General features: G+C 56.3%; 27 protein-coding genes. 14 read left to right on the top strand and 13 right to left on the bottom strand.

All coding sequences use genetic code 11. The features are described 5' to 3' along the window. Positions 1–49 precede the first annotated feature (49 nt). The 4 genes from tyrS to anmK form a co-directional block, all read right to left on the bottom strand. Positions 50–1,324, bottom strand: coding sequence for a tyrosine--tRNA ligase (tyrS, locus tag DTA24_RS13215; protein WP_123836877.1), 1,275 nt, complete (start codon positions 1,322–1,324; stop codon positions 50–52). 124 nt (positions 1,325–1,448) lie between these two features. Next, positions 1,449–2,105, bottom strand: coding sequence for a pyridoxamine 5'-phosphate oxidase (gene pdxH / locus DTA24_RS13210; RefSeq protein WP_032731006.1), 657 nt, complete (start codon positions 2,103–2,105; stop codon positions 1,449–1,451). Between the two features lie 57 nt (positions 2,106–2,162). Further along, positions 2,163–2,486: a C-type lysozyme inhibitor gene (gene mliC / locus DTA24_RS13205; protein WP_032737110.1), complete on the bottom strand. Its 324-nt coding sequence runs from the start codon at positions 2,484–2,486 to the stop codon at positions 2,163–2,165. Positions 2,487–2,578: 92 nt separating this feature from the next. Continuing rightward, positions 2,579–3,703, bottom strand: a complete 1,125-nt coding sequence (gene anmK / locus DTA24_RS13200) for an anhydro-N-acetylmuramic acid kinase (protein WP_008804634.1) — start codon at positions 3,701–3,703, stop codon at positions 2,579–2,581. A 268-nt stretch (positions 3,704–3,971) separates the two neighbouring features. Between anmK and slyB the strand changes: the two genes are divergently transcribed. Beyond that, positions 3,972–4,439, top strand: coding sequence for an outer membrane lipoprotein SlyB (gene slyB / locus DTA24_RS13195; RefSeq protein ID WP_008804633.1), 468 nt, complete (start codon positions 3,972–3,974; stop codon positions 4,437–4,439). Between the two features lie 220 nt (positions 4,440–4,659). Beyond that, positions 4,660–6,021, top strand: coding sequence for a GGDEF domain-containing protein (locus tag DTA24_RS13190; RefSeq protein WP_023297739.1), 1,362 nt, complete (start codon positions 4,660–4,662; stop codon positions 6,019–6,021). A 36-nt stretch (positions 6,022–6,057) separates the two neighbouring features. On the opposite strand, the gene slyA is transcribed toward DTA24_RS13190, so the two are convergent. Further along, the gene (slyA, locus tag DTA24_RS13185) at positions 6,058–6,498 is read right to left on the bottom strand and encodes a transcriptional regulator SlyA (protein WP_008804631.1); all 441 of its coding nucleotides are present in this window, start codon (positions 6,496–6,498) and stop codon (positions 6,058–6,060) included. Between the two features lie 172 nt (positions 6,499–6,670). Between slyA and DTA24_RS13180 the strand changes: the two genes are divergently transcribed. Genes DTA24_RS13180 through DTA24_RS13170 form a run of 3 tightly spaced genes read left to right on the top strand, consistent with a single transcriptional unit; the run spans position 6,671 to position 9,838 of the window. Continuing rightward, complete coding sequence (locus tag DTA24_RS13180; RefSeq protein ID WP_004143834.1) at positions 6,671–6,907, top strand: DUF1656 domain-containing protein; 237 nt, start codon at positions 6,671–6,673, stop codon at positions 6,905–6,907. Between the two features lie 10 nt (positions 6,908–6,917). Continuing rightward, entirely contained in the window at positions 6,918–7,814 is an 897-nt protein-coding gene (locus DTA24_RS13175; protein WP_012968041.1) for an HlyD family secretion protein, read from the top strand. Then, the gene (locus DTA24_RS13170; protein WP_123836876.1) at positions 7,814–9,838 is read left to right on the top strand and encodes an FUSC family protein; all 2,025 of its coding nucleotides are present in this window, start codon (positions 7,814–7,816) and stop codon (positions 9,836–9,838) included. Before DTA24_RS13175 ends, DTA24_RS13170 begins: the two co-directional genes overlap by 1 nt. Here the strand turns inward: DTA24_RS13170 and sodC are convergent. The 3 genes from sodC to DTA24_RS13155 form a co-directional block, all read right to left on the bottom strand. Beyond that, positions 9,831–10,352, bottom strand: coding sequence for a superoxide dismutase [Cu-Zn] SodC (sodC, locus tag DTA24_RS13165; RefSeq protein WP_123836875.1), 522 nt, complete (start codon positions 10,350–10,352; stop codon positions 9,831–9,833). The genes DTA24_RS13170 and sodC overlap by 8 nt on opposite strands. A 69-nt stretch (positions 10,353–10,421) precedes the next feature. Beyond that, a complete protein-coding gene (locus tag DTA24_RS13160) occupies positions 10,422–11,318 on the bottom strand; it encodes an aldo/keto reductase (protein WP_123836874.1) in 897 nt (298 codons plus the stop codon). 48 nt (positions 11,319–11,366) lie between these two features. Further along, positions 11,367–11,609 (bottom strand): DUF1289 domain-containing protein, encoded by a 243-nt coding sequence (locus DTA24_RS13155; protein WP_008804626.1) that lies wholly within the window; start codon positions 11,607–11,609, stop codon positions 11,367–11,369. A 139-nt stretch (positions 11,610–11,748) separates the two neighbouring features. Here DTA24_RS13155 and DTA24_RS13150 point away from each other — a divergent pair, with 139 nt between their 5' ends. The 4 genes from DTA24_RS13150 to rnt all read left to right on the top strand — a co-directional run bounded on the left by DTA24_RS13150 (position 11,749) and on the right by rnt (position 14,770). Further along, positions 11,749–12,348, top strand: coding sequence for a TetR/AcrR family transcriptional regulator (locus DTA24_RS13150; protein WP_123836873.1), 600 nt, complete (start codon positions 11,749–11,751; stop codon positions 12,346–12,348). 53 nt (positions 12,349–12,401) lie between these two features. Then, positions 12,402–13,499 carry an alkene reductase gene (locus DTA24_RS13145; protein ID WP_012968038.1) on the top strand — a complete coding sequence of 366 codons (1,098 nt, stop codon included), beginning with the start codon at positions 12,402–12,404 and terminating at the stop codon, positions 13,497–13,499. A gap of 78 nt (positions 13,500–13,577) precedes the next feature. Beyond that, positions 13,578–13,985 carry a lactoylglutathione lyase gene (gene gloA / locus DTA24_RS13140; RefSeq protein WP_002907764.1) on the top strand — a complete coding sequence of 136 codons (408 nt, stop codon included), beginning with the start codon at positions 13,578–13,580 and terminating at the stop codon, positions 13,983–13,985. Positions 13,986–14,122: 137 nt separating this feature from the next. Next, positions 14,123–14,770, top strand: a complete 648-nt coding sequence (rnt, locus tag DTA24_RS13135; protein WP_008804623.1) for a ribonuclease T — start codon at positions 14,123–14,125, stop codon at positions 14,768–14,770. 47 nt (positions 14,771–14,817) lie between these two features. Here the strand turns inward: rnt and DTA24_RS13130 are convergent, their stop codons facing one another. Next, positions 14,818–15,165, bottom strand: a complete 348-nt coding sequence (locus DTA24_RS13130; RefSeq protein WP_002907768.1) for a Grx4 family monothiol glutaredoxin — start codon at positions 15,163–15,165, stop codon at positions 14,818–14,820. A 340-nt stretch (positions 15,166–15,505) separates the two neighbouring features. Between DTA24_RS13130 and DTA24_RS13125 the strand changes: the two genes are divergently transcribed. Then, positions 15,506–16,378: a C40 family peptidase gene (locus tag DTA24_RS13125; protein ID WP_012968037.1), complete on the top strand. Its 873-nt coding sequence runs from the start codon at positions 15,506–15,508 to the stop codon at positions 16,376–16,378. Here DTA24_RS13125 and DTA24_RS13120 read toward each other — a convergent pair. Beyond that, complete coding sequence (locus DTA24_RS13120; protein WP_008804621.1) at positions 16,333–16,818, bottom strand: helix-turn-helix domain-containing protein; 486 nt, start codon at positions 16,816–16,818, stop codon at positions 16,333–16,335. The genes DTA24_RS13125 and DTA24_RS13120 overlap by 46 nt on opposite strands. Before the next feature lie 482 nt (positions 16,819–17,300). Here DTA24_RS13120 and sodB point away from each other — a divergent pair, with 482 nt between their 5' ends. Next, on the top strand, positions 17,301–17,882 hold the full coding sequence (gene sodB / locus DTA24_RS13115) for a superoxide dismutase [Fe] (protein ID WP_002907771.1): 582 nt from the start codon (positions 17,301–17,303) through the stop codon (positions 17,880–17,882). A 62-nt stretch (positions 17,883–17,944) separates the two neighbouring features. Here the strand turns inward: sodB and DTA24_RS13110 are convergent, their stop codons facing one another. Continuing rightward, complete coding sequence (locus DTA24_RS13110; protein ID WP_016161205.1) at positions 17,945–19,111, bottom strand: MFS transporter; 1,167 nt, start codon at positions 19,109–19,111, stop codon at positions 17,945–17,947. 167 nt (positions 19,112–19,278) lie between these two features. Then, the gene (locus DTA24_RS13105) at positions 19,279–19,371 is read right to left on the bottom strand and encodes a YnhF family membrane protein (RefSeq protein WP_012968036.1); all 93 of its coding nucleotides are present in this window, start codon (positions 19,369–19,371) and stop codon (positions 19,279–19,281) included. A gap of 292 nt (positions 19,372–19,663) precedes the next feature. On the opposite strand from DTA24_RS13105, the gene purR reads away from it, so the two are divergent. Then, on the top strand, positions 19,664–20,689 hold the full coding sequence (purR, locus tag DTA24_RS13100) for an HTH-type transcriptional repressor PurR (RefSeq protein ID WP_004202888.1): 1,026 nt from the start codon (positions 19,664–19,666) through the stop codon (positions 20,687–20,689). Between the two features lie 19 nt (positions 20,690–20,708). Here purR and punR read toward each other — a convergent pair whose 3' ends face one another. Beyond that, a complete protein-coding gene (gene punR, locus DTA24_RS13095; protein WP_123836872.1) occupies positions 20,709–21,620 on the bottom strand; it encodes a DNA-binding transcriptional activator PunR in 912 nt (303 codons plus the stop codon). 112 nt (positions 21,621–21,732) lie between these two features. On the opposite strand from punR, the gene punC reads away from it, so the two are divergent. Together punC and cfa are read left to right on the top strand one after the other, a co-directional pair. Then, positions 21,733–22,914, top strand: a complete 1,182-nt coding sequence (gene punC / locus DTA24_RS13090) for a purine nucleoside transporter PunC (protein ID WP_123836871.1) — start codon at positions 21,733–21,735, stop codon at positions 22,912–22,914. Positions 22,915–23,207: 293 nt separating this feature from the next. Then, positions 23,208–24,356, top strand: a complete 1,149-nt coding sequence (gene cfa, locus DTA24_RS13085; RefSeq protein WP_008804616.1) for a cyclopropane fatty acyl phospholipid synthase — start codon at positions 23,208–23,210, stop codon at positions 24,354–24,356. The last annotated feature ends 24 nt before the right edge of the window (positions 24,357–24,380 follow it).

Here is a 24,380-nt window from a genome sequence, read left to right as displayed (position 1 = left end):
AACCCTAAAAAGAAAAAGGGCGTGGTTTCCCACGCCCTGGTTTTATTTTTTATTTCCAGCAGACCAGGCAGTAATTCTTTTTACCGCGACGCAGTAAGGTGTAGCGGCCGAACAGACGGTCGCTGTCGCTGAATACATATTCCGGGTCGGCCTGTTTTTCACCGTTGATGGCCACCGCGTTCGAGGCAACGGTTTTACGCGCCTGACCGCGGGACGGCTGCAGCTCGGAATCCACCAGCGCCTGCAGGAGATCGGCGCCTTTTTCCATTTCGATCATCGGCACGCCATCCTGCGCCAGCTGTTCGAAATCTGCTTCGCTCAGGTCGCTCAGATTACCGTTGAACAGGCTTTCGGTAATGCGCTTCGCCGCTTCCAGGCCTTCTTCGCCGTGGACCAGGCGCGTCACCTGCTCTGCCAGCACGTACTGGGCGCGCGGCGCTTTACCGCTGTTTTTGTCTTCTTCTTCCAGAGCATTGATCTCCGCCATGTCCATAAAGGTGAAGAACTTGAGGAAGCGATAGACATCAGCATCCGCGGTGTTGATCCAGAACTGGTAGAATTTGTACGGACTGGTTTTCTTCGGATCCAGCCACACGGCGCCGCCTTCGGTTTTACCGAATTTGGTGCCGTCTGCTTTGGTGATCAGCGGAACCGTCAGGCCAAACACCTGGTTCTGGTGCAGGCGACGGGTCAGATCGATACCGGAGGTGATGTTGCCCCACTGGTCGGAGCCGCCGATCTGCAGCGCTACGCCGTGCAGCTTGTTCAGGCAGGCAAAGTCGTACCCTTGCAGCAGGTTGTAGGAGAACTCGGTAAAGGAGATACCCTGATCGTCACGATTCAGACGCTGCTTCACCGCTTCTTTGTTAATCATCTGGTTAACAGAGAAGTGTTTGCCGATATCGCGCAGGAAGGTCAGCACGTTCATGCTGCCAAACCAGTCATAGTTGTTCGCCGCAATCGCCGAATTGTCGCCGCAGTCAAAATCAAGGAACGGGGCCACCTGTTTGCGGATTTTATCCACCCACTCCTGCACGGTATCCTCGGTATTTAGCTTACGCTCAGCGGCTTTAAAGCTTGGGTCGCCAATCAGACCGGTTGCGCCGCCCACCAGCGCTACAGGTTTATGACCTGCCTGCTGGAAGCGTTTCAGGCATAACAATGGAACAAGATGCCCCAAATGCAAGCTGTCAGCGGTAGGATCGAAGCCGCAATAGAGCGCGATCGGGCCTTGCGCCAGTCGCTCTGCTAACGCTTCCTCGTCCGTCACCTGGGCTACCAGCCCCCGCTCTTGCAATTGTTTAATCAAGTTACTGCTTGCCATCAAATTCTCCATGTATAAACGACTGCACCTCTGCCGGTACACGACTTTTCGCCAGATGCGAAAAGTACATAGAATAAAGCGCCGGCCCTTTCAGCGCCAGCGCTTCGATAACTAATTTCGGCGTTTACGGTGCCAGGCGGTCTATTTTCCAGGCGCCATTATCACGCTGGTATAAAAAGCGGTCATGCAGCCGATGTTCGCCCCCCTGCCAGAACTCCATCTGCTCGACGCTGACGCGGAATCCGCCCCAGAAACTCGGCAGCGGCACTTCCCCCTGCTGGAATTTCTGCTTCAGCTCGAGGAATTTGCTCTCCAGGATCCCGCGGGCGGAAATGCGACTGGACTGCTGGGAGACCCAGGCGCCGATTTGGCTATCGCGCGGGCGGCTGTGGAAATATTTGACCACTTCCAGCGTCGACAAGCGCTCCGCTTTGCCGATCACCATCACCTGGCGCTCCAGCATATGCCACGGAAACAGCAGGCTCACCTGGGGATTTTTTTCAATCTGATGGGCTTTGCGGCTGCCAAGGTTGGTATAAAACACCAGCCCTTTTTCATCGTAATGCTTCAGCAGCACAATACGCTGGTAGGGTTGGCCGCGCTCATCAACGGTAGCAACCACCATCGCGGTCGGGTCTGCGAGTTTCGCGTCACAGGCCTGACGCAGCCAGCGTTCAAACAGCGGCAGGGGTTCAGCAGGAAGATCGTGGCGACGCAAACCGCCACGGGTATATTCACGGCGCAAGTGCGCGATTTGCTGGAGTTCGTCGTTATCAGACATGGCCATTGAGGATGTAGTCATAAGGTGGCGTTATTGTGCGCCCCCCCGACAGAAATCTCAACGTTTGGCCGTCTGCAGCTGACAGTTATCGAGGATGATGCGATCGCGTTTATAGACGGTAGCGGTATCGCCCTTCGACCAGAAGACGTAGACGCCGTCGGTGTAGCGCGCCCCCGAAGCCGACAGCCCCTCAGCCAGGTTCAGTTGCTGATTATCATAGATAAAACTCACCTGTTGGCGGGTATTATTGCGATGGACCGTTAACGGTTTCTGGTCGCATTGATACTCCAGCGTGTCCGTCTGCATCCGCTCGACAAACTGGTTGTAGTAGCTACAGCCCGCCAGCATAAAAGGTATAACTGCGATAAGAATTTTTTTCATTCGTTTGCCTTCGACTTTCCCGGTCACGGAGGGCACTCCGCCCTCCGCTTAACTTGTCCAGTTTACCGGTCGCGCCGTGTTTAAGATTTCAGTTAACTCCGATTCTGCGGCGGGTTAGCCGGGAAAATGGCGCCCAGCACCGTGGCTTCGCTGGCGCCGGTCACTGAGGGAAGATTACCCGGCAGCCCGGCCAGCGTGCGCCAGGCCAGCCAGGCAAAGGCCAGCGCCTCCATATCATCGCCGCTGATCCCCGCCTCATCGGTGGTGGAGACTTCGGTTCCCGGCAGCAGTGCCGCCAGGCGCGCCATTAACAAGGGGTTACGCGCGCCGCCGCCGCACACTAACAAACGCTCGCAGCCGCCGCTTAACAATACCTGCTCACTGATGGTCACAGCGGTTAATTCCGCCAGCGTGGCCTGCACATCCTGCCCACGCAGTCCCGAATAACGGGCCAGATGTTTTTCCAGCCAACCGTAATTGAAATATTCACGACCGGTGCTTTTCGGCGCCGGTAAAGCAAACCACGGATCGCTCAGCATGTCCTGCAGCAGCGGCAGCAGCACTTTACCTTCGCTGGCCCACTGGGCATCCTTATCATACGGTTTACCCTGCTGACGCCAGATCCAGGCGTCCAGCAACATATTTCCCGGCCCGGTATCATAGCCGCGCACCGGCTGCCCCGGCACCAGCAGCGACACGTTGGCGATGCCACCGATATTCAGCACCATCCGCCGTTCAATGGGATGCGCCAGCAGCGCATGATGAAATGCCGGGACCAACGGCGCCCCCTGCCCGCCAAGCGCCATATCACGTCGGCGAAAATCCCCCACCACCGTGACTCCGGTATGCGCGGCGATCTGGTTGTTGTCGCCGATTTGCAGCGTGTGCGGCGCATCGCCTTGCGGTTCATGCCATACGGTCTGTCCATGGCAGCCGATAGCGATAACGTCGGTGGGCTTGAGATTTTCCTGGCGCATCAGCGCCAGTACGGCATCGGCAAACAGCCGCCCCAGACGAGTGTCCAGACGCCCCAGTTGTGAGAGGGTCAACGACTGGCCCTGGCAAATCGCGAGGATCTCTTCTTTTATTGGGTGTGGTATGGGCCAGGTGAGACTGGCCTGCTGCGCCACGATGTTTTCGTTGATGGCGGCCAATACGACATCGATACCATCAAGGCTGGTACCGGACATAACGCCAATAAAGCGACCCGATCTCATACGTTTTTCCTTCATTCCATGACCCTCGTATACGCCTCACTCCACCATAAAGCGCCCGCTAATGCTATGTTGTTATAATACTTTTTAACAATAGAGCGACATTTCAGAGAACACCGTAAAGAACCGGCGTTTAGTTTAGGTTGAAGCATCATTAATTATTATTTTTTGTATAGTCAGGGCGGAAGCTATGCCCGCCGGCGACTAAATGCCATATAATTAACCGTATGGACGTTCAATTGAACACCTTCGGTGAACAGGAGATTCATAAATGATTTTACGTGTTTTGGCTGTATCGATGATTGGTTTTACGCTCGCAGGCTGCGTGAGCAGCAGCGGCCTGTCCGGCGACGTTTATTCCGCATCTGAAGCCAAACAGGTGCAGAGCGTAACTTACGGTACGATTGTGCATACGCGCGCCGTGCAGATCCAGAGCGGCGACGACAGCAATGCCATCGGCGCCATTGGCGGTGCAGTGCTCGGCGGGTTCCTCGGCAACACCATCGGCGGCGGTACCGGACGCTCTCTTGCCACCGCGGCTGGCGCAGTCGCGGGCGGCGTCGCAGGCCAGGGCGTTCAGGGTGCAATGAACAAAACCCAGGGCGTAGAACTGGAAATCCGTAAGGATGATGGCAACACCATTCTGGTGGTGCAGAAACAGGGCAGCACGCCGTTCTCTGTGGGTCAGCGCGTCGCCATTGCCGGCAGCGGCAGCCAGGTCACCGTTTCTCCTCGATAACCCCCCTTGCGATGCGGCCCGTTGCGCCGCATCGTATTTTTCAGCCGCGGTTATTCCACCGTAATAGATTCGTATTAGCAATCAGATATATTATATTCAAGTAGTTCATCAATCATTGCGCCTGCGCAATATCTTATCTCACCGCCCCCACTACTCTCAGATTGTCATAATACTTTGTCGACTGAACGTCGCTGTTGGTTTTCTCTCTGGGATCTTGCCTATGCTCAAACATGTCAATCATGTTGCTAAACGTTTTATTATATATGTTTTTATTTGCTTACTGGCCGGGTTCGGCATTGCCGGAGTGACCGCTTTTTTTCATACCAGTTTCAGCACTACCTCATCAATATTATTTCCTCTACTGACCAGCTTTCTGATGGTCTTTCATATTACTATTGCCTGTTTTATGGGCATGAAATACTGGAGCAACAAGCGCCGCCTGTACCTTACACCTGTTGCTTTCGGCTTTGCCTGTTCAGCGCTGCTGATGCTGGGAACCCTCAGCAGCTATCCGGACTGGCTTACCTGCAGCACGACCCCGGTCATTAATCAAAATGACGCCGTTATCTATTATTTCTTTCGCAATATAATGATGGCTGTATTATTCATGTCATCTATTGTTTTGTATTACTTCCGCCAGCGCATCATGCACTCGCTGAAAGCACACATAATTACATTCGCGGCATGTATCGTTTTTACATTAACAATTATTTTTTTATCGTGGGTGTACTCCAGCCACTCGCCGTGGCTGAGCGTCAATTTTATCGACGATCTTAGCCATACCTTCACGCCACTGTGGCAAAGTATTATCGGCTGGCTGCTGATGGCTATCTGGTTTATCACGCTTATTTTATTAATTAGCCTGAGTAAATTACGCAATATTTTCTGGTTTAGCGGCGCTTTTTTTTGCAGCGCATATCTTTACACCCTCTTCCAGCTAGTCTCCACCGCCGGGGACCTCGATCAGACCTGGTACCAGGCGCGTTTTTTCGAAACGCTTTGTACCCTGTTCCTGATTCTGGTGCTGCTGGTCGACGTCTTTATGCTCTACCGTGAGTCTAACCATAAGTATGTCAACTCGTACCAGAACTCGATTCGCGACCCGTTGACCCGGCTTTATAACCGCAGCTTCTTCTACGACACCCTGAACCAGCAGCTGGCGAAGGTAAACCCCCAGCATCCGCTGTCAGTGATTATCAGTGACCTCGATCATTTCAAACGCATCAATGATAACTATGGCCACGTCGCCGGCGACAAGGTGATCCAGTTTGCCGCCTCGGTACTGGAGAACCATTCGCGCGCGGATGACGCAGCTGCCCGCATTGGCGGTGAGGAGTTTGCCCTGCTGCTGGTCAACACCGCCGAGAAAGACGCCCTGGCGATCGCCGAGCGTATCCGCCTGGCCGTCAACGCTGAGCAACACCCTCTGCCGGAGCGAATGACCATCAGTATGGGGTTGTATACGACGCGCGATAGAAGCGTGAGCGCAGAAACGTGCGTCGAGCGCGCAGATGCGGCCATGTATGAAGCGAAAAACAGCGGGCGTAATCGGGTGGTGGTCTGGCGTCACCCTGGCGACTAAAAAAAACGGCCCGGGGCAACCCGGGCCGCTAAAAAATTAATCTTTTGCCTGGAGATCGAGGATATTTTGTTCAAGTTTACGAATTAAGTGGAGCAACGTTTCCACTTCCTGCTTTGAGACCCCCGACAGGATTTCATCGCGGGTCTTGCCTATCACCTCTTCCATCTCATTGATCAACGGTTCAGCTTTTTCAGTGAGCTTGATGCGTTTGGCCCGCCGGTCGCTTGAACAGGTCTGGCGAGAAATAAGCCCTTTCTCCTCCAGCTGATCGAGCGTGCGCACCAGCGACGGCTGTTCAATGCCGATGGCTTTCGCCAGCTGGATCTGCGACTGCTCAGGCGGCAGCTGGTGGATGTTATGCAGCGTGACCCAGTGAGTCTGCGTTAACTCCAGAGGTTTCAGGCGATGGTCGATTAGCGCGCGCCAAACGCGGACTAAACGTGCCAGATCAGAACCAAGTGGCGATTCCAATTTCATCTCCTTATAATTAGCTTGCTAAGTTATTATACTGATTTTAGAATAGTGTGCAGCATTTGAATTATCAAAACAAATGAATTACTTGATTCAACAAAAACCAAAACAATGATTTACACTGTTATAGCGTAGCACGCTCTGAGGTTACCCCTGTAATGGCAAAGGATTTTTGCTTGTGAAACTGAGTCTTAACACATCCGGATTGCCGCTGCAGGACCTGGTGTTCGGCGCGTCCGTCTATTTCCCTCCGCTGTTCAAAGCCGTCTTATTAGGTTTTTTTATCTGGTTGTTTTTACATCGTCAGCTGCGTGACTGGATGTATGCCGGCGACATCTGGCATCCCCTGCTGATGGATCTCTCCCTGTTCGCGCTCTCGGTCTGTCTGGCCCTGGTGTTACTGATTGCCTGGTGATCTCCTTGCTATGAAAAAACTAAAATATCTGTCAACGCTGTTGGTTGCGGCCATCGCCCTGATCGCCGCATGGCTGTTATGGAATTTCTACACCCAGTCCCCCTGGACCCGCGACGGCAAAGTGCGTGCAGAGCAGGTCGGGATCACCCCTCAGGTCTCCGGTAGCATTCTGCAGTTGAACGTGACGGACAACCAACGGGTCAACGCCGGGGATGTTCTGTTCACTATCGACGACACCCCCTACCGTATCGCCGTGCTGAACGCCCAGGCGCAGCAGGCGAAAGCGCAAGCCGAGGTAGCGAAAGCGCAGGCTGAGCAAACGAAGGCCGCCAGCGAGGCACGTCGTCGTCGCAACCTGTCGCAGAATGCGATCTCGGCTGAAGATCTTGAGAATGTCAACACCGCGCTGAATACGGCCACCACCAACCTGGCGGCCGCCAGAGCGGGACTGGGCGTCAGCGAAGCGATGCTGAAACATGCGCAATGGCAGCTAAGCCAAACAACGGTCAAAGCGCCAGTGGACGGCTGGGTGACCAACCTCTCCACCCGCGTCGGCGATTACGCCACTACCGGCCACCCGGTCTTTGCTCTGGTAGACAGCCACTCGTTTTACGTGCTGGGCTACTTTGAAGAGACCAAACTGCGTCATATCCGCATCGGCGATCCGGCGCAGATTATTCTCTACAGTAATCAGCAGACGCTGCACGGGCATGTCGCCAGCATCGGCCGGGCAATTGTCGATCAGAGCGTGGAACAGGGAACCGGGCTGGTGGCCAACATCAAACCGAATATCCCCTGGGTACGCCTCGCGCAGCGCGTTCCGGTGCGGATTGCCTTTAATGAGCTACCGGCGGACGTCACTCTGGTCTCCGGCACCACCTGCACTGTCTCGATCGGCGGGCAGTAATGAATCTGCAGGCCCTGTCGTGGCGCACACTGCCCTGGGTTAAAGCCACCCGTCCACAGTGGCGATACGCGTTGCGTAACGGCATCGCTATGTGTCTCGCGTTAAGCATCGCCTACGCGCTGGATCTCGATGAGCCGTACTGGGCGATGACCTCCGCGGCAGTGGTCAGCTTTCCCACCGTCGGCGGCGTGATCAGTAAAAGCTTTGGCCGCATCGCCGGCAGCCTGCTCGGCGCCTGCGCCGCCCTGCTGCTGGCGGGCCATACGCTGAACGATCCCTGGCTGTTTCTGTTCAGTATTTCCGGCTGGCTGGCGCTGTGCACCTGGGCCTGCGCGCTGTTCACCAACAACGTGGCCTACGCCTTTCAGCTTGCCGGCTATACCTGCGCCATCATCGCGTTTCCGGTGATTAACATCAGCGACAGCTACGAACTTTGGGTGATCGCTCAGTCGCGCGTCTGCGAAGTCATCGTTGGGATCCTCTGCGGCGGACTCATGATGATGATCCTGCCCAGCACCTCCGACGGCAGCAACCTGCTGACGGCCCTGAAAACCATGCACGCCCGGCTGCTGGAGCACGCCAGCCTGCTGTGGGTGCCGGAGACGACGGATGCCATCCGCACCGCTCACGAAAGCGTGATTGGTCAGATCCTCACCATGAACCTGCTGCGCATCCAGGCCTTCTGGAGTCACTACCGCTTCCGTCGGCAGAATCCCCTGCTGAACTACCTGCTGCATCAGCAGCTCCGAATGACCAGCGTCATTTCCAGTCTGCGACGTATGTTGCTGAACTGGCCGGACGCGCCGGCGAACACTCGTCAGGTGCTGGAGTCGCTGCTTGCTGAACTCGCTGCTCCCCATGCTGACAGCTATCATGTCGCCCGCATTCTGGCGCCTCTGGCGCCGCCGCCGGATGCCGATTACCGTCATATCGCCTTTTGGGCGCGACTGCGCTATTTCTGTCGCATTTATCTGGAAAGCAGTCGCTGGATCCGCCGGGTAGAGAATGCGTCGGCGATCGCCGAGTTCAACGTACCTTCGGCGCCAGCCCTGGCCCGCCACACCGACCAGGCAGAGGCCTTGCTCAATGGCATCCGTACTTTTTGCGCGCTGGTGGCGATTGGCGCATGGGGGATCAGCACCCAGTGGACCAGCTGCGCGGCTGCCCTGACCCTGGCCTCCATCTGCTGCGTGCTCTATTCGGTCTCGGCTTCGCCGTTTCGATCGCTGACGCTGCTAATGCAGACCCTGGTGCTGCTGTCGCTGTTCAGTTTTGTGGTGAAGTTCGGCCTGATGATGCAGATAACCGACCTGTGGCAGTTTCTGCTATTTCTGTTCCCGCTGCTGACCACCATGCAGTTGCTCAAGCTACAGTGGCCCAAATATGCCGGCCTGTGGGGACAGCTTATCGTGTTTATGGGCTCGTTTATCTCCGTCACCAATCCGCCGGTGTACGACTATGCGGCTTTTTTCAATGATAACTTAAGCAAGATTGTCGGCGTGGGCTTTGCCTGGCTGGCTTTTGCGGTGCTCAGTCCGGGATCGGATGCCCGTAAAGGACGGCGTCATATCAGAGCGTTACGGCGTCACTTTGTCGATCAGCTCAGCCGTCATCCCCAGCACAGCGAACATGAATTTGAATCGCTGGTGTACCACCATGTCAGCCAGCTCAGTCAGAGTAAAGATGCCCTGGCACGGCGCTGGCTACTACGTTGGGGGGTGGTGTTGCTCAACTGCTCGCACGTCGTCTGGCAGCTTCGGGAATGGGAAACCCGCTCCGATCCCCTCGCCCAGGTGCGCGACCTGTGCATCAATTTGCTGCGCGATGTGATGAGCGAGCGCGGCGTGCAGCAGCGCCCGCTGGCCTCCACCCTGCAGGAGCTGCTGCGGATCTGCGACGTCCTGAACCACCATCATCAGCCAGCGGCCCAGGAGCTGGCCGCCGCAATCTGGCGACTGTATTGCGCCCTGTCACAGCTGGAACAGGCCCCGATCGCCGGCACGATTGGCGAAAAGACTACTTAATCACCCCGCAGGCAAACCGCTCGCCGCCGCCGCCCAGCGGCTGCGGGTTGTCGGCCATATTATCGCCGCCCACGTGGACCATCAGCGCTTTCCCCTTCACCTCATCCAGCGTTTTCAGACGTGGGGCAATAATTGGCTGGTCGGCCACGCCCGCGTCGTTGACCACCAGCAGAGGCAAATCGCCAAGATGCCCGGTGCCCAGCGGCCCTTCGTGTTTCCCGGTATGTTGCGGGTCATAATGTCCGCCCGCCGCCCCGGCGGCCACCGCTTTGCCCTCTCTCATCGCCGGCTGGCAGCTGCCTTCGGCATGAATATGAAAGCCGTGCTTGCCCGGCGGCAATGCCCGCAGTTCGGGGGCGAACTCGAGGCCGCGGTCGGTTTCGGTGATTTTTACACTGCCGATGGACTGCCCGACGCCCTGGGGGGTCACGAGATTAAGTTGAACATCTTCACTGACGGCCTGTGCGCCAGCGCAAAATGCGAGGGATAAGATCGCGAGAATACATCGTTGCATAACACCTCCGGATGGCTGTCTCCCTGTTAAGTGTAAACCAGGAACGCCTTTCCGGAGGCGAAATGCCCGTTACGGTACGTCGTAACCGAGCGCGGCTTTGCGGATACGGAACCACTGCTGACGGGTCATGCTAAGTTTTTCGGCCACGATCGCGGAACGCACGCGTTCGATTTTGCCCGAGCCGATAATCGGCAGCGGCTGCGAGGGCAGACGCAATATCCAGGCGTAGACCACCTGCTCGATGCTGTCGGCATTGAGCTCATGCGCTACCTGCGCCAGCTCATCGCGCAGCGGCTGGAAGCCCTCTTCATTGAACAGGCGTCCGCCGCCAAGGCAGGACCACGCCATCGGACGAATACGCAGCTGCTGCAGCTGATCGAGCGTGCCGTCGAGCAACAGCGGCTGATGCACCGGCGAGATTTCGACCTGATTGGTGGCCAGGGTAAACGGCAGGCGCGACTGCAGAAGAGTGAACTGGGCTGGGGTAAAGTTAGATACGCCAAAGTGGCGCACTTTTCCGCTGTGATGCAGCGCGAGGAACGCCTCAGCCACTTCATCGGCATTCATTAGCGGATCCGGCCGATGGATCAGCAGCAGATCGAGATGGTCCGTCGCCAGATTACGCAGCGATTGCTCAGTGCTCAGCACGATGTGGTCGCGGTCGGTGATATAGTGGCCGATGGTGTTTTCAGCCCGCGCCCGGGTGGCGATGCCGCATTTGCTGACAATTTCCATGCGATTACGCAGATGCGGCGCCAGCTTCAGCGCTTCGCCAAAGGCAGCCTCACACTGATAATCGCCATAGATATCGGCGTGATCGACAGTGGTTACGCCTAAATCGAGATGCTGTTCAATAAAGCTGACCAGCTCGCCTGGCGACATTTTCCAGTCCATCAGACGCCAGTAGCCCATCACAAAACGCGAAAATTCCGGCCCCTGGGGAGCCATAGCAATACGCTGAACCATAACCGCTTCCTCAATAAAAAAGTGTACTGAGTATACGTACTTTTTGGTTTAAAACAGTGAGGGTTGCTGCGGTTCTTCCGCCGGTTCCGGCTTGTTCGCGCGTATTTTGCGCAGCAGCCGTTGGCGGCAGAGACGCAACACCTCCTGTTTCTGCGCATCGCTCATCGTTTGCCAGTTAAAACGTTCCTCACGGCTGCGGAAACAGCCGCGACAGTAGCCGCGCTCGTCGGTCTGACATATTCCCCGGCACGGGCTCTGCACCGGAAAAAACTCTAACTGCTCTGCCACCACACGTCTCCTGTCCCCTCGTCTCCTTTCATTGAAGACGTTTCCCCGCGCCGACGCAAATTTTGTTCACTACGTGCTGCGCCAGCTAACATTTTTCCGCCGACGCTTGCATTAGACCAATCGGTCTACTACAGTGTGCTCCATGAACAGACACAGCGAATGCGATACCCGAGAACATATCCTGGTCACCGGCGAGCAGCTCTGCATGCATCGCGGTTTTACCGGAATGGGCTTGAGCGAACTTCTGAAGACGGCGGAAGTGCCTAAGGGCTCTTTCTACCATTACTTCCGCTCTAAAGAAGCCTTCGGCGTCGCGCTGCTCGAACATCACTACACCGGATATCTGCAGCGCCTGGTCGACCACTTCGATCATGGCGACGGCAACTATCGTGACCGCCTGCTGGCTTATTATCAGCACACGCTGAATCAGTTCTGCCAGCAGGGGATTATTAGCGGCTGTCTTACCGTCAAGTTGTCGGCAGAGGTTTGCGACCTGTCGGATGATATGCGTACCGCCATGGACCATGGTGCCAGTCAGATTATCGCCCTGCTGGGCGACGCGCTGGAGAAAGGACGTCAGGAAGGCAGTCTGGCGTTTGACGGCGAGGCCATGACCCTGTCGCAGGTGCTGTATTCCCTGTGGCTCGGGGCCAACCTGCAGGCCAAAATTACGCGTAGCGCAAGTCCGCTGGAAAGCGCCCTTGCCCACGCCAAACAGATTATTGCGGCGCCTGCGGTATAACAGGCGTTTTTATTTCATCAGTTACTAGACGACCGGTCTACTCAGGAGTCACTATGTCGGAAGCAAAATTATTCAGCCCGTTGAAAGTCGGTGCGGTCACCGTCCCTAATCGCGTATTTATGGCGCCGTTGACGCGTCTGCGCAGCATCGAGCCGGGCGATATCCCTACCCCGCTGATGGGCGAATACTACCGCCAGCGCGCCAGCTCCGGCCTGATCATCACCGAAGCGACGCAGATTTCTGCCCAGGCCAAAGGCTATGCCGGCGCGCCGGGCCTGCACAGCCCGGAGCAGATTGCCGCCTGGCAGAAAATCACCGCCGGTGTTCATGCGGAAAATGGCCGTATCGCCGTCCAGCTGTGGCACACCGGGCGTATTTCCCATAGCAGCCTGCAACCTGGCGGCGGCGCGCCGGTAGCGCCTTCCGCGCTGAGCGCCGGTACTCGCACCTCTCTGCGCGATGAAAACGGCCATGCTATTCGCGCCGACACCTCGATGCCGCGTGCCCTGGAAACCGAAGAGATCCCGGGGATCGTTGACGATTTCCGTCAGGCGGTCGGCAATGCCCGTGACGCTGGCTTCGATCTGGTTGAGTTGCACTCGGCCCACGGCTATCTGCTGCACCAGTTCCTCTCGCCGTCGGCGAACCAGCGTACCGATCAGTACGGCGGCAGCGTGGAGAACCGTGCCCGTCTGGTACTGGAAGTGGTCGACGCAGTGAGCAAAGAGTGGAGCGCTGACCGGATCGGCATCCGCGTGTCGCCGATTGGCAGCTTCCAGAATGTGGATAATGGCCCGAACGAAGAAGAAGACGCGCTGTATCTGATTAGCGAACTGGCGAAACGCGGTATCGCCTATCTGCACATGTCCGAGCCGGACTGGGCGGGCGGCAAGCCGTACAGCGAAGCCTTCCGTCAGAAAGTTCGCGACCGCTTCCCGGGCGTGATCATTGGCGCTGGCGCCTACACGGTAGAAAAAGCTAACGATCTTATCAATAAAGGGCTCATTGATGCTGTGGCCTTTGGCCGCGATTACATCGCCAACCCGGATCTGGTGGCCCGTCTGCAGAAAAAAGCGGCGCTCAACCCCCAGCGCCCGGAAACTTTCTATGGCGGCGGCGCGGAAGGCTACACCGACTACCCTACGCTGTAATCCCTCCATTGATAGCGGCGACGTATCGCCGCTATACTCAATGTTCTGATCTATCAAATAAACTGCATAGGGGACATTATGCGCTTACTCCACACCATGCTGCGCGTTGGCGACCTGCAACGTTCTATCGACTTCTATACCAACGTGTTGGGCATGAAGCTGCTGCGCACCAGCGAAAACCCGGAGTACAAGTACTCCCTCGCCTTTGTCGGCTACGGCGAAGAGAGCGAAACCGCGGTGATCGAACTGACCTACAACTGGGGCGTGGACAGCTATGAGCTGGGCACCGCCTACGGCCATATCGCGCTGAGCGTCGACAACGCCGCCGAAGCCTGCGAACGGATCCGCCAGAACGGGGGCAACGTCACCCGTGAAGCCGGCCCGGTAAAAGGCGGCACCACCGTCATCGCCTTCGTGGAAGATCCGGACGGTTACAAAATCGAGCTCATTGAAGAGAAAGATGCCGGCAAAGGTCTGGGCAACTAACGCTTCCCGAGCCAGGCCTCTTTAATGCCATGGCTCGCCCGGGCGCTGCGGCGCCCGTTGTTTTCACCCCTGCCTGCTGCAAGCCGCGGCAAAATTTGCCATAATGCGCGCTACTTTTTTCCAGCTAAGAGAATCTGATGTCCGAGAATGCTCAACTGAATGGTCTGTGCGACCGTTTCCGCGGTTTTTATCCGGTGGTGATTGATGTTGAAACCGCAGGATTTAATGCCAAAACCGACGCCCTGCTGGAGATCGCCGCCATTACGTTGAAGATGGATGAGCAAGGCTGGCTGATGCCCGATGAAACGCTGCATTTCCATGTTGAACCTTTCGAGGGCGCCAATCTGCAGCCCGAAGCGCTGGCCTTTAACGGAATTAACCCGCACGACCCGGAGCGCGGCGCCGTCAGCGAATACGATGCCCTGCATGCCATCTTCAAAATGGTACGCAAAGGGATGAAAGAGAGCGACTGCAGCCGGGCGATCATGGTGGCGCACAATGCGACCTTTGACCACAGCTTCACCATGACCGCCGCCGAACGCGCGGGGCTTAAACGCAATCCGTTCCATCCGTTTGTTACCTTCGACACCGCCGCGCTGAGCGGGCTGGCGCTGGGCCAGACGGTGCTGTCCAAAGCCTGTATCGCCGCGGGTATGGCCTTCGATGGCGCGCAGGCCCACTCCGCCCTGTACGATACCGAGCAGACGGCGCAGCTGTTTTGTGAGATTGTGAACCGCTGGAAGCGTCTGGGTGGCTGGCCGCTGCCAGTGGCCACCCCGGAGTGATAAAAAAAGCGACTTCCAGGAAGTCGCTTTTTTACGGATGGCGGGAATTACTCCGCTTTCGGCTCGTCGGTGTGGTACTTCGCCGCCGTCTCTTTGATCAGCTGCTGCAGTTCACCGCGCTGGTACATTTCGATGACGATATCGCAGCCGCCCACCAGTTCACCGTCTACCCACAGTTGCGGGAAAGTCGGCCAGTTGGCGTATTTAGGCAGCTCGGCGCGGATATCCGGGTTCTGCAGAATATCAACGTAAGCAAAACGTTCGCCACAGGCGGACAGCGCCTGAACGGCCTGGGCAGAGAAACCGCAGCTTGGCAGCTTCGGCGACCCTTTCATGTACAACAGGATCGGGTTTTCAGCGATTTGGCGTTGGATCTTTTCTAAAGTCGAGCTCATTGTCGTGCTTCCTTAAACTTCTTTCTACGGCAGTAACTTGTCATTGTAGCGTCCTGTAGGCAGGACGGATAATAACATTTTTTTCACTATTCATATTTTATCTTCTGTTGCGCGAAGTTGCCTTAAAAATATCATTTTGCCGTCGCAGGCGGGCGCTCATTGCGCATTTTCTGTGCGAGGCGGTCAATGTCTGACGCGTTTTCTTGCAATCGTTAACCAATCGACATTTTTGATACAAAAGAATATTAACTTTCCGGGTTTTTATGCTTTAGAATCATTCCGGTTTGTCATTCATCGTCAGGCATTTGTACATGTCTGTAATTAATCAGGGGATTGCTCAGTGGCGCGGCTAAACAAAATCGCGATATCGCTCTGTGCATTACTGTTCACATCTATCTCATTCACGCCACTGGCTCAGGCGTCAGGGCATACGCACGCCTCCGCTTCGCCAAAAGCGTTGCCCGCGAAAAGTGGCTCAGAGCGCAAGAAAAAAGCTACCAGTCAAAAAAGTAAAACCACCGCTAAAACCACCAGTAAAAAGTCCTCGAGCACCCGGCTCCCTTCCCGCACTACCGCAGCAAGCCAAACCGCACTTCATCGTCAGGCCGCCGGCGCGACGAAAAAATGCGTGCTGCGTAAAGGTTATAAAAAGCAGTGCGCGAAAACGGTCGCCGCCAGCGCCGAGCCGACCCTGGCGCTGAACAGCGTCAAAAGCAAATGCGTGGTGCGTAAGGGCTATAAAAAACGCTGTAAACCTGAGGCCAGCGATGCGAATTTAACGATCGCTGACGCCCATAAAGTCCGGGTGCAGAAAGCGCAAAGTACCGCCATGAACAAATTGATGGGCCAGTTGGGTAAACCCTATCGCTGGGGCGGCACCTCGCCACGTACCGGCTTTGACTGCAGCGGACTGGTTTATTACGCCTATAAGGACCTGGTCAAAATTCACATCCCGCGTACGGCTAATGAAATGTACCACCTGCGCGATGCGCGTCCGGTGGATCGTGATGAACTGCAGAGCGGCGATTTGGTCTTCTTCCGCACCCGCGGACGCGGTACTGCCGATCACGTTGGCGTCTACGTCGGCAACGGGAAATTTATTCAGTCACCACGCACAGGTCGTGATATACAAATCACCTCCCTGAGCGAGGATTACTGGGTTCGCCATTATGTTGGCGCTCGTCGCGTCATGACGCCGAAAACCATTCGCTGATCCTGGTCTGCCGCTACGGCGGCAGACCGCCTCACCTGCGCGTCTTTCCCTTCTACCGTCAAAGGATACTGCATATTCATCTCCTTGCCCGGCGCTTCCCGACGATAGCGGGTGGGCGACATACCAAAGTGACGGTGAAAGGTCCGGCAGAAAGCGGCCTGTCCGTCGTATCCCAGGCACTGAGAAATACTCTGTATCGACGCTTGCGTCTGCGTTAAATAGATTGTCGCAATGGTCATTTTTCGCCGACTGACGTAGTTCGCCAGCGTGCAGCCGGTCACCATGGCGAACTGCCGCTGGAAATACCAGTGCGAATAACCGGACTTTTTCGCAATCGTGCTGACCGGCAGGGTGTCTAAAATATGGGCTTCGATCCAGTCAACGATCCCCTGTACAACCGGGATCATCTTCGGGCTCACCACCTCACCTGTTTTTGCCATCGTAGCCATCCTGTGGGAAATTCATGTCGGCGGTCATATTTGTCATACAAATAGCAAAATAGACAATGAATTATTGGCATAGCGGCGATTGCCTGGGCGCATATTTTAATTAAACCATTAATTTTAAATACATATCACCCTCAACCATGATGCGCGGCTGCGATCGTCAGAGAAAAACAGAAGACGTTAAACCTTCCCTGCGAGAGTCGGAAAAGCGCAGACGGCGTCTCCTTATACATTTTTGCAACATCTGCGAGCGGTTTGACGCCTCGCCCCGTAGAAAACGGTTAAGCCTTCATCAGTTGCGCCTGCGGCAATAGCCTTTATCGTTGTAAGGCTTTTCACTGCTTGCGGCAAATGTTAACATTCTCAATACAATAACAGCCCGTGACGCGACAGCGTCGGGTGGCCAGAACACGATTCAGGCGAAAGCCTCATCTTGTCAATGTGAGCTAAAACAAAAAGTTATAAGGAGAGTAGCAATGTCGTTTGAATTACCTGCATTACCATATGCAAAAGACGCCCTGGCGCCGCACATTTCCGCAGAAACCCTGGAATATCACTACGGTAAACACCACCAGGCGTATGTCACTAACCTCAACAACCTGATCAAAGGCACTGCGTTCGAAGGCAAATCTCTCGAAGAGATCGTCCGCACTTCTGAAGGCGGCGTATTCAACAACGCAGCCCAGGTCTGGAACCACACCTTCTACTGGAACTGCCTGGCGCCGAACGCCGGCGGCGAACCGGAAGGCGAGTTAGCGGCCGCGATTGCCAAATCCTTCGGCAGCTTTGCGGATTTTAAAGCCAAATTTACCGATGCCGCAGCGAAAAACTTCGGCGCGGGCTGGACCTGGCTGGTCAAAAATGCCGACGGCAGCCTGGCTATCGTCTCCACCAGCAACGCCGGTACCCCGCTGACCACCGACGCGAAGCCGCTGCTGACCGTTGACGTCTGGGAACACGCCTACTACATCGACTACCGCAATGCCCGTCCAAGCTACCTGGACCATTTCTGGGCGCTGGTTAACTGGAAGTTTGTTGCGGCCAACCTGGCGGCATAAACGACAAACCGCAGCAGGGTCTCCCCGGCTGCGGTTTTTTTTAGCCCTTCCCTACACTCGCGTTACTGGCGGGCAAAGGCCTCTTCCGGCTGCGCTCGTCCGCTGAACCAGACCAGCAGCAGCGCCAGACCGGCGATAATCGCCCCCATCACCGGCACAAACGCATAGCCCAGTCCGCCAGAGATCACCGCCCCACCGGCGGCGGCGCCCAGCGCGTTGCCGAGGTTGAACGCGCCGATATTCACCGAAGAAGAGAGCCCCGGCGCTTCATGCGCCACGCGCATGACCCGCATCTGCAGCGGCGGAACCACCGCAAAGGTTGCTGCGCCCCAGACAATCATGCTGATGGCCGCTCCGGCCTGGGATTGCGCCAGCAGCGGGATCGCCAGCATGATCGCCATCAGCAGCAGCAGAAAGCCTTTCAGCGTGCCAGAGACCGACCGGTCGGCGAATTTGCCGCCCAGATAGTTGCCCAGCGAAAAACCAACGCCAATCAGCACCAGCATCGCGGTAATAAACAGCGATGAAGCGTGGGTCAGCGTATTGAGCACTGGCGAGATATAGGTATACAGCGTAAACATTGCCCCGGCACCGAGCACGGTAGTCAGCAAGGCGGAGAGTACCTGCGGGCGTAGCAGGACTGAAAGCTCTTTTTTGACATCCGGGCGCTCACCGGCGCTGCCCTTCGGCAGAGAGAACCACAGACTGACCATCGCCAGCAGGCCTAACCCTGCGGTGGCCAGGAAGGACATCCGCCAGCCGATGGTTTCGCCAAGCCAGGTCGCCGCCGGTACACCGCCGATGTTGGCGATGGTGAGCCCCATAAACATCGTGGCTACCGCGCTGGCCTGCTTATGCTTTGGCACGACGCTGGCTGCGACCACTGATCCCAGGCCAAAGAAAGCACCGTGGTTGAGGCTGGTAATAATGCGCGACAGCAGCAAGGTGGTGTAATCCGGCGCAATGGATGACAACAGGTTGCCGACGGTGAAGATCCCCATCAGAAAAATCAGCGCATTGCGCCGCGCGCGATGTGACAACAGCAGGGTCATCAACGGCGCGCCGACCATGACGCCGATGGCATACGCACTGATCAGCATTCCCGCCACTGGGATTGAGACGTCCACACCTTTCGCAATCACCGGCAGCAATCCCATTGGGGAGAACTCGGTGGTACCGATGCCAAAGGCGCCGATCGCCAGCGCAAGTAAAGGAAAGTTGATTTTCATTCAATGACTCCATCAGACCGTCAGAGAGGACGGCGTAACATCAGAAGTCAAAAGCATGACATCAATCACAAAAAAACAAAAGTGAACGAAATGACAAAAGATTTTTGCAGAATTGATAATAATGGCGGGATACGGGGAGGAGGCCGCGCTCCTCCCTCACTGGAACATTAGTGCAGTATGGCGGTCAGGCTGAAAGCGACGATCACGCCGAGGGCAATAACCGTGGTGATCAGCGAAAACTTTAAATTGGTATCCATCATTTTTCCCTCTTGTTATCCCCACACCAAAAGTGAGCTTGCTCATTTTTGCACAAAAAATCGCAAAAATCTTCCGGGATTTAGGGCGATGCACATTTTTGCTCTTCCACTTTGCCCCAAGATCGGACAAAATCCCACGCTAATTTAAAAGCGTATCGGCCATTGACCCCTTCCTGTCGTTCTGTGTCGTTTTCCCGACGTGATGCAATGTTGAAAATTGTATTCAGGGTGTGTGTAGGCAAACGTTTACGTATCGATGATCAGGCGATCAGGTCAAGGCATGGAGTGAGATGTAATGGCAACTATTAAAGATGTAGCGAAGCGCGCAAACGTTTCCACTACAACTGTATCACATGTAATTAACAAAACCCGTTTCGTTGCCGAAGAGACGCGCAATGCGGTGTGGGCGGCGATTAAAGAGCTGCACTACTCGCCGAGCGCCGTGGCCCGCAGCCTGAAAGTCAATCATACAAAATCGATTGGTCTGCTGGCGACCAGTAGCGAAGCCGCCTATTTTGCTGAAATTATTGAGTCTGTTGAAAAGAGCTGCTTCCAGAAGGGCTACACCCTGATCCTCGGCAACGCATGGAACGATCCGGAAAAACAGCGCGCCTATTTGTCGATGATGGCACAGAAGCGTGTCGACGGCCTGCTGGTGATGTGTTCCGAATATCCGGATTCGGTATTGAGCATGCTGGAAGAGTATCGCCATATCCCGATGGTGGTGATGGACTGGGGCGAAGCAAAAGCCGACTTCACCGATGCGGTGATCGATAACGCCTTCCAGGGCGGCTATATCGCCGGACGCTACCTGATTGAACGTGGCCATCGTGAAATCGGCGTGATCCCGGGTCCGCTGGAGCGCAACACCGGCGCAGGCCGCCTGGCCGGCTTTATGCAGGCGATGAAAGAGGCGCATATCAGCGTGCCGGAAAACTGGATTGTGCAGGGCGACTTCGAGCCGGAGTCCGGCTACCGTGCTATGCAGCAGATCTTAAGCCAGCAGCACCGTCCGACGGCGGTGTTCTGCGGCGGCGATATCATGGCGATGGGCGCTATCTGCGCGGCGGATGAAATGGGGCTGCGGGTGCCGCAGGACATTTCGCTGATCGGTTATGATAATGTGCGTAACGCCCGCTATTTCAGCCCGGCGTTAACCACTATTCATCAGCCGAAAGATTCCCTGGGCGAAGCCGCATTTAACATGCTGTTGGATCGTATCGTTAATAAGCGTGAAGAGTCGCAGTCTATCGAAGTTCATCCTCGTCTGGTCGAACGCCGCTCCGTGGCGGATGGCCCGTTTGTCGATTATCGTCGGTAAGGCATCTGGCGGGCGCGGATCACTCCGGCGCCCGCAGCCATTCCCGATTCAGCGTGTCGCTGTCCCCCAGATAGTCGAGCATCCAGTTCAGCGCCGGTGAGGCATCACTCTGCTGCCAGGTCAGACAGCAGGCGGCATCCGGGAACGGATTCTCCAGCGCCAGCGCGGTCCACACGCCGCGATCTACCCATGGTCGGGCGAAATGGCTCGGCACCATGCCGACGCAGAGGCCCGCCGACAGACAGGTGGCCGACGATTCCCAGTCGGGGACCACCACCCTCTTCTGGTTATCCAGCAGCCAGGTTGTTCGTTTGGGCAGTGAACGTGACGTATCCTCCCGCACCAGCGACGGCCAGTTACGCAGGACATCATCGCTCAGGGGTCCCTCAATCTTCGCCAGCGGGTGATCGCTCGCCACCACGCAGTCCCAGCTCAGCATCCCCATATCGCGAAACGCATAGCGGCCCCCGACCGGAATAGATCGCGTTGCGCCAATCGCCAGTTCTACACGGCCGTCGGCCAGCGCATCCCATACGCCGTTGAACACTTCCTGAAAGACGATCAGCTCGACGTCGGGAAAGTGGCGATAGAAATCGACGATCATCTGGCGCATCCGCGCCGGTTTCACAATATCATCCACCGCGATCGACAGCTGCCCGCGCCAGCCGTTGGCGATTTGCTGGCACTGCTGGCGGGTGATCTGCATTTTTTTGATAACAGAGCGCCCTTCCTGTAAGAACCAGACCCCTGCGGGCGTCAGCTCCACATCACGATGGCGGCGCTCAAACAAGGGAACGGCCAGCCACTCTTCAAGCTGACGCACGGTATAGCTGATGGCGGAGGGCACCCGGTGCAGCTCCTGCGCGGCCGCGCTGAAGCTGCCGTTGCGGGCCACGGCATCAACCACTTCCAGAGAGTATTCAGACCACATTTTCTGCCTGCAAAATTTTTGAATGCATGTGACAAATATTAGCGTTTCACAAGCCACAATGCACTCCCTACACTCTGCGGCATCGTACCTGTACTCCAAAAATGAGAACGTTATGTCACAACCTGGGAAAGGATTTTTAGTCTGGCTGGCCGGCCTGAGCGTGCTGGGCTTTCTGGCCACCGATATGTACCTGCCGGCGTTTGCCGCCATGCAGCAGGATCTCAATACCTCCGCTGCCTCCATCAGCGCCAGCCTGAGCCTGTTCCTCGCCGGCTTCGCGCTGGGGCAGCTGTTCTGGGGGCCGCTGTCGGACCGCTATGGGCGCAAACCGGTGCTGTTGAGCGGCCTGGCAATTTTCGCGGCCGGCTGTCTGGGGATGCTGTGGGTGCACAACGCTACCCTGATGCTGGCGCTGCGCTTTTTGCAGGCGATTGGCGTCTGTGCCGCGGCCGTTACCTGGCAGGCGATGGTCACCGATTACTATCCTGCCCAGCGTACGAACCGCATCTTCGCCACCATTATGCCGCTGGTAGGACTGTCGCCAGCGCTGGCCCCGCTGCTGGGTAGCTGGCTACTGGTGCACTTCGAGTGGCAAGCCATCTTCGCCACCCTGTTTGCCATCACTCTGCTGCTGATGCTGCCTGCCCTGCGCCTGAAGGCAGCCGCAAAGTCGGTAGCAGTGACGCAGCAGAAGATCACCTTTCTCGCGCTGCTGCGCTCCCGGGAATACAGCGGCAACGTCCTGATCTACGCCGCCTGCTCAGCCAGCTTCTTCGCCTGGCTTACCGGTTCACCTTTTATCCTGCACGAAATGGGCTATGGCCCAACCGCTATCGGCCTGAGCTATATCCCACAGACCATCGCCTTTCTGGTGGGCGGCTATGGTTGTCGCGCGCTGCTGCAAAAATGGTCAGGACAACAGATGCTGCCGTGGCTGCTGGTGGTCTTCGCCGTCAGCGTTGCCGCCACCTGGCTGGTCGGCCTGCAAACGCATGCCTCGCTGGTGGCGTTAATGATCCCGTTCTGCATGATGGCGGTGGTCAACGGCGGGATCTATCCCATTGTGGTCGCCCAGGCGCTGAAGCCCTTCCCGCAGGCAACGGGCCGCGCGGCGGCGCTGCAGAATACGCTGCAGCTGGGATTGTGCTTCCTGAACAGTTTGCTGGTATCGGCGCTGATCGCCACGCCGCTGCTGACCACCACCAGCGTGATGCTGGTCTCGATTGGCTTAGCCGGAATCGGCTATCGCCTGCAGCAAACGCCGGAGCTGACCCCCCACTCTTCCCACGCGTAACGCCCATCGCCGTTGCCCGGACCAGTCGTTAGCATGCTAAGAAAATTTTATTGAAAGCCAGTACTTAGCGTCCTATACTGGATCCGGGTTCACATAAATAGAAAATAGTTAAATATTAACGGATGCAGGATGCCTCCGTTTCACCATGGAAGGCCTTTCGGCAAGGGTTATCTCCCTTCCTCTGTTCTACGTCGGATAGCGACTTCACGGATTATCCGTGAGATTTCTCACAAAGCCAAAAAAGCGTCTACGCTGTTTTAAGGTTCTGATCACTTGGGCGTGATGGAGAAGCTATGAGTTCATCGTGTATAGAAGAAGTAAGTGTACCAAATGATGACTGGTACCGGATTGCAGCTGAATTATTGGGCCGTGCGGGAATAGAAATCAATGGCTCCGCGCCGTCAGACCTGCGAATTAAAAACCCTCTTTTCTTTAAACGTGTCCTGCAGGAGGGGTCGCTGGGGTTAGGCGAAAGCTATATGGACGGCTGGTGGGACTGCGAGCGTCTGGATATATTCTTCCACAAAGTGCTTCGCGCCGGACTGGAAAAACAGCTCCCTCACCATTTCAAAGATACACTCCGCATCGCAGGCGCTCGCCTGTTCAATCTGCAAAGTAAAAAACGCGCCTGGATTGTTGGCAAAGAGCATTACGATCTCGGCAACGATCTCTTCAGCCGAATGCTTGACCCCTACATGCAGTATTCCTGCGGATACTGGAAAGAGGCGCAAACCCTCGAAGCGGCGCAGCAGGCTAAACTGGACCTCATCTGTCGTAAGCTGGAGCTTGAGCCGGGGATGCGGGTACTGGATATCGGCTGTGGATGGGGCGGGCTCGCCGAGTATATGGCGCGAAATTACCAGGTCAGCGTTGTCGGCGTGACCATCTCCGCCGAGCAGCAAAAGATGGCCCAGGCGCGCTGCGCTGATCTTGACGTGGAGATTCGGCTCCAGGACTATCGCGATCTGCACGACAGCTTTGACCGTATCGTCTCCGTCGGTATGTTCGAGCACGTGGGACCGAAAAATTACGCCACCTACTTTGAGGTCGCGGATCGTAATTTGAAACCCAACGGCCGTTTCTTACTGCACACCATCGGTTCCAAAGTCACCGACCATAACGTCGACCCGTGGATCGATAAATATATCTTCCCCAACGGCTGTCTGCCGTCGGTTCGGCAGATCGCCGATGCCAGCGAGAAGCACTTTGTGATGGAAGACTGGCATAACTTCGGCGCCGATTATGACACCACCCTGATGGCCTGGTATGAGCGTTTTCTCGCCAGCTGGCCGGAAATTGCCGATAACTATTCTGAACGTTTCAAACGGATGTTCAGCTATTATCTGAACGCCTGCGCCGGCGCCTTCCGCGCCCGTGACATTCAGCTCTGGCAGGTAGTGTTCTCGCGCGGTATTGAACATGGGCTACGCATCGCCCGCTAACAAAATCTCCCCCGCTCACCGGCG

The organism is Klebsiella sp. P1CD1, from assembly GCF_003790505.1.
In the GTDB taxonomy this organism is placed as follows: Bacteria; Pseudomonadota; Gammaproteobacteria; order Enterobacterales; family Enterobacteriaceae; genus Klebsiella; species Klebsiella variicola.
This window is presented reverse-complemented; position numbering and strand designations above follow the sequence as displayed.

Bases quoted from the DNA above. Each gene is read 5' to 3' on its own strand.
- anmK (WP_008804634.1), bottom strand. From the start codon at position 3,703: ATGAGATCGGGTCGCTTTATTGGCGTTATGTCCGGTACCAGCCTTGAT.
- sodC (WP_123836875.1), bottom strand. From the start codon at position 10,352: ATGCAACGATGTATTCTCGCGATCTTATCCCTCGCATTTTGCGCTGGC.
- punC (WP_123836871.1), top strand. From the start codon at position 21,733: ATGTCACAACCTGGGAAAGGATTTTTAGTCTGGCTGGCCGGCCTGAGC.
- DTA24_RS13105 (WP_012968036.1), bottom strand. From the start codon at position 19,371: ATGATGGATACCAATTTAAAGTTTTCGCTGATCACCACGGTTATTGCC.
- cfa (WP_008804616.1), top strand. From the start codon at position 23,208: ATGAGTTCATCGTGTATAGAAGAAGTAAGTGTACCAAATGATGACTGG.
- DTA24_RS13175 (WP_012968041.1), top strand. From the start codon at position 6,918: ATGAAAAAACTAAAATATCTGTCAACGCTGTTGGTTGCGGCCATCGCC.
- purR (WP_004202888.1), top strand. From the start codon at position 19,664: ATGGCAACTATTAAAGATGTAGCGAAGCGCGCAAACGTTTCCACTACA.
- rnt (WP_008804623.1), top strand. From the start codon at position 14,123: ATGTCCGAGAATGCTCAACTGAATGGTCTGTGCGACCGTTTCCGCGGT.
- DTA24_RS13170 (WP_123836876.1), top strand. From the start codon at position 7,814: ATGAATCTGCAGGCCCTGTCGTGGCGCACACTGCCCTGGGTTAAAGCC.
- DTA24_RS13145 (WP_012968038.1), top strand. From the start codon at position 12,402: ATGTCGGAAGCAAAATTATTCAGCCCGTTGAAAGTCGGTGCGGTCACC.
- punR (WP_123836872.1), bottom strand. From the start codon at position 21,620: ATGTGGTCTGAATACTCTCTGGAAGTGGTTGATGCCGTGGCCCGCAAC.
- DTA24_RS13190 (WP_023297739.1), top strand. From the start codon at position 4,660: ATGCTCAAACATGTCAATCATGTTGCTAAACGTTTTATTATATATGTT.
- pdxH (WP_032731006.1), bottom strand. From the start codon at position 2,105: ATGTCTGATAACGACGAACTCCAGCAAATCGCGCACTTGCGCCGTGAA.
- sodB (WP_002907771.1), top strand. From the start codon at position 17,301: ATGTCGTTTGAATTACCTGCATTACCATATGCAAAAGACGCCCTGGCG.
- DTA24_RS13150 (WP_123836873.1), top strand. From the start codon at position 11,749: ATGAACAGACACAGCGAATGCGATACCCGAGAACATATCCTGGTCACC.
- DTA24_RS13120 (WP_008804621.1), bottom strand. From the start codon at position 16,818: ATGGCAAAAACAGGTGAGGTGGTGAGCCCGAAGATGATCCCGGTTGTA.
- mliC (WP_032737110.1), bottom strand. From the start codon at position 2,486: ATGAAAAAAATTCTTATCGCAGTTATACCTTTTATGCTGGCGGGCTGT.
- slyB (WP_008804633.1), top strand. From the start codon at position 3,972: ATGATTTTACGTGTTTTGGCTGTATCGATGATTGGTTTTACGCTCGCA.
- DTA24_RS13160 (WP_123836874.1), bottom strand. From the start codon at position 11,318: ATGGTTCAGCGTATTGCTATGGCTCCCCAGGGGCCGGAATTTTCGCGT.
- tyrS (WP_123836877.1), bottom strand. From the start codon at position 1,324: ATGGCAAGCAGTAACTTGATTAAACAATTGCAAGAGCGGGGGCTGGTA.
- DTA24_RS13110 (WP_016161205.1), bottom strand. From the start codon at position 19,111: ATGAAAATCAACTTTCCTTTACTTGCGCTGGCGATCGGCGCCTTTGGC.
- slyA (WP_008804631.1), bottom strand. From the start codon at position 6,498: ATGAAATTGGAATCGCCACTTGGTTCTGATCTGGCACGTTTAGTCCGC.
- DTA24_RS13130 (WP_002907768.1), bottom strand. From the start codon at position 15,165: ATGAGCTCGACTTTAGAAAAGATCCAACGCCAAATCGCTGAAAACCCG.
- gloA (WP_002907764.1), top strand. From the start codon at position 13,578: ATGCGCTTACTCCACACCATGCTGCGCGTTGGCGACCTGCAACGTTCT.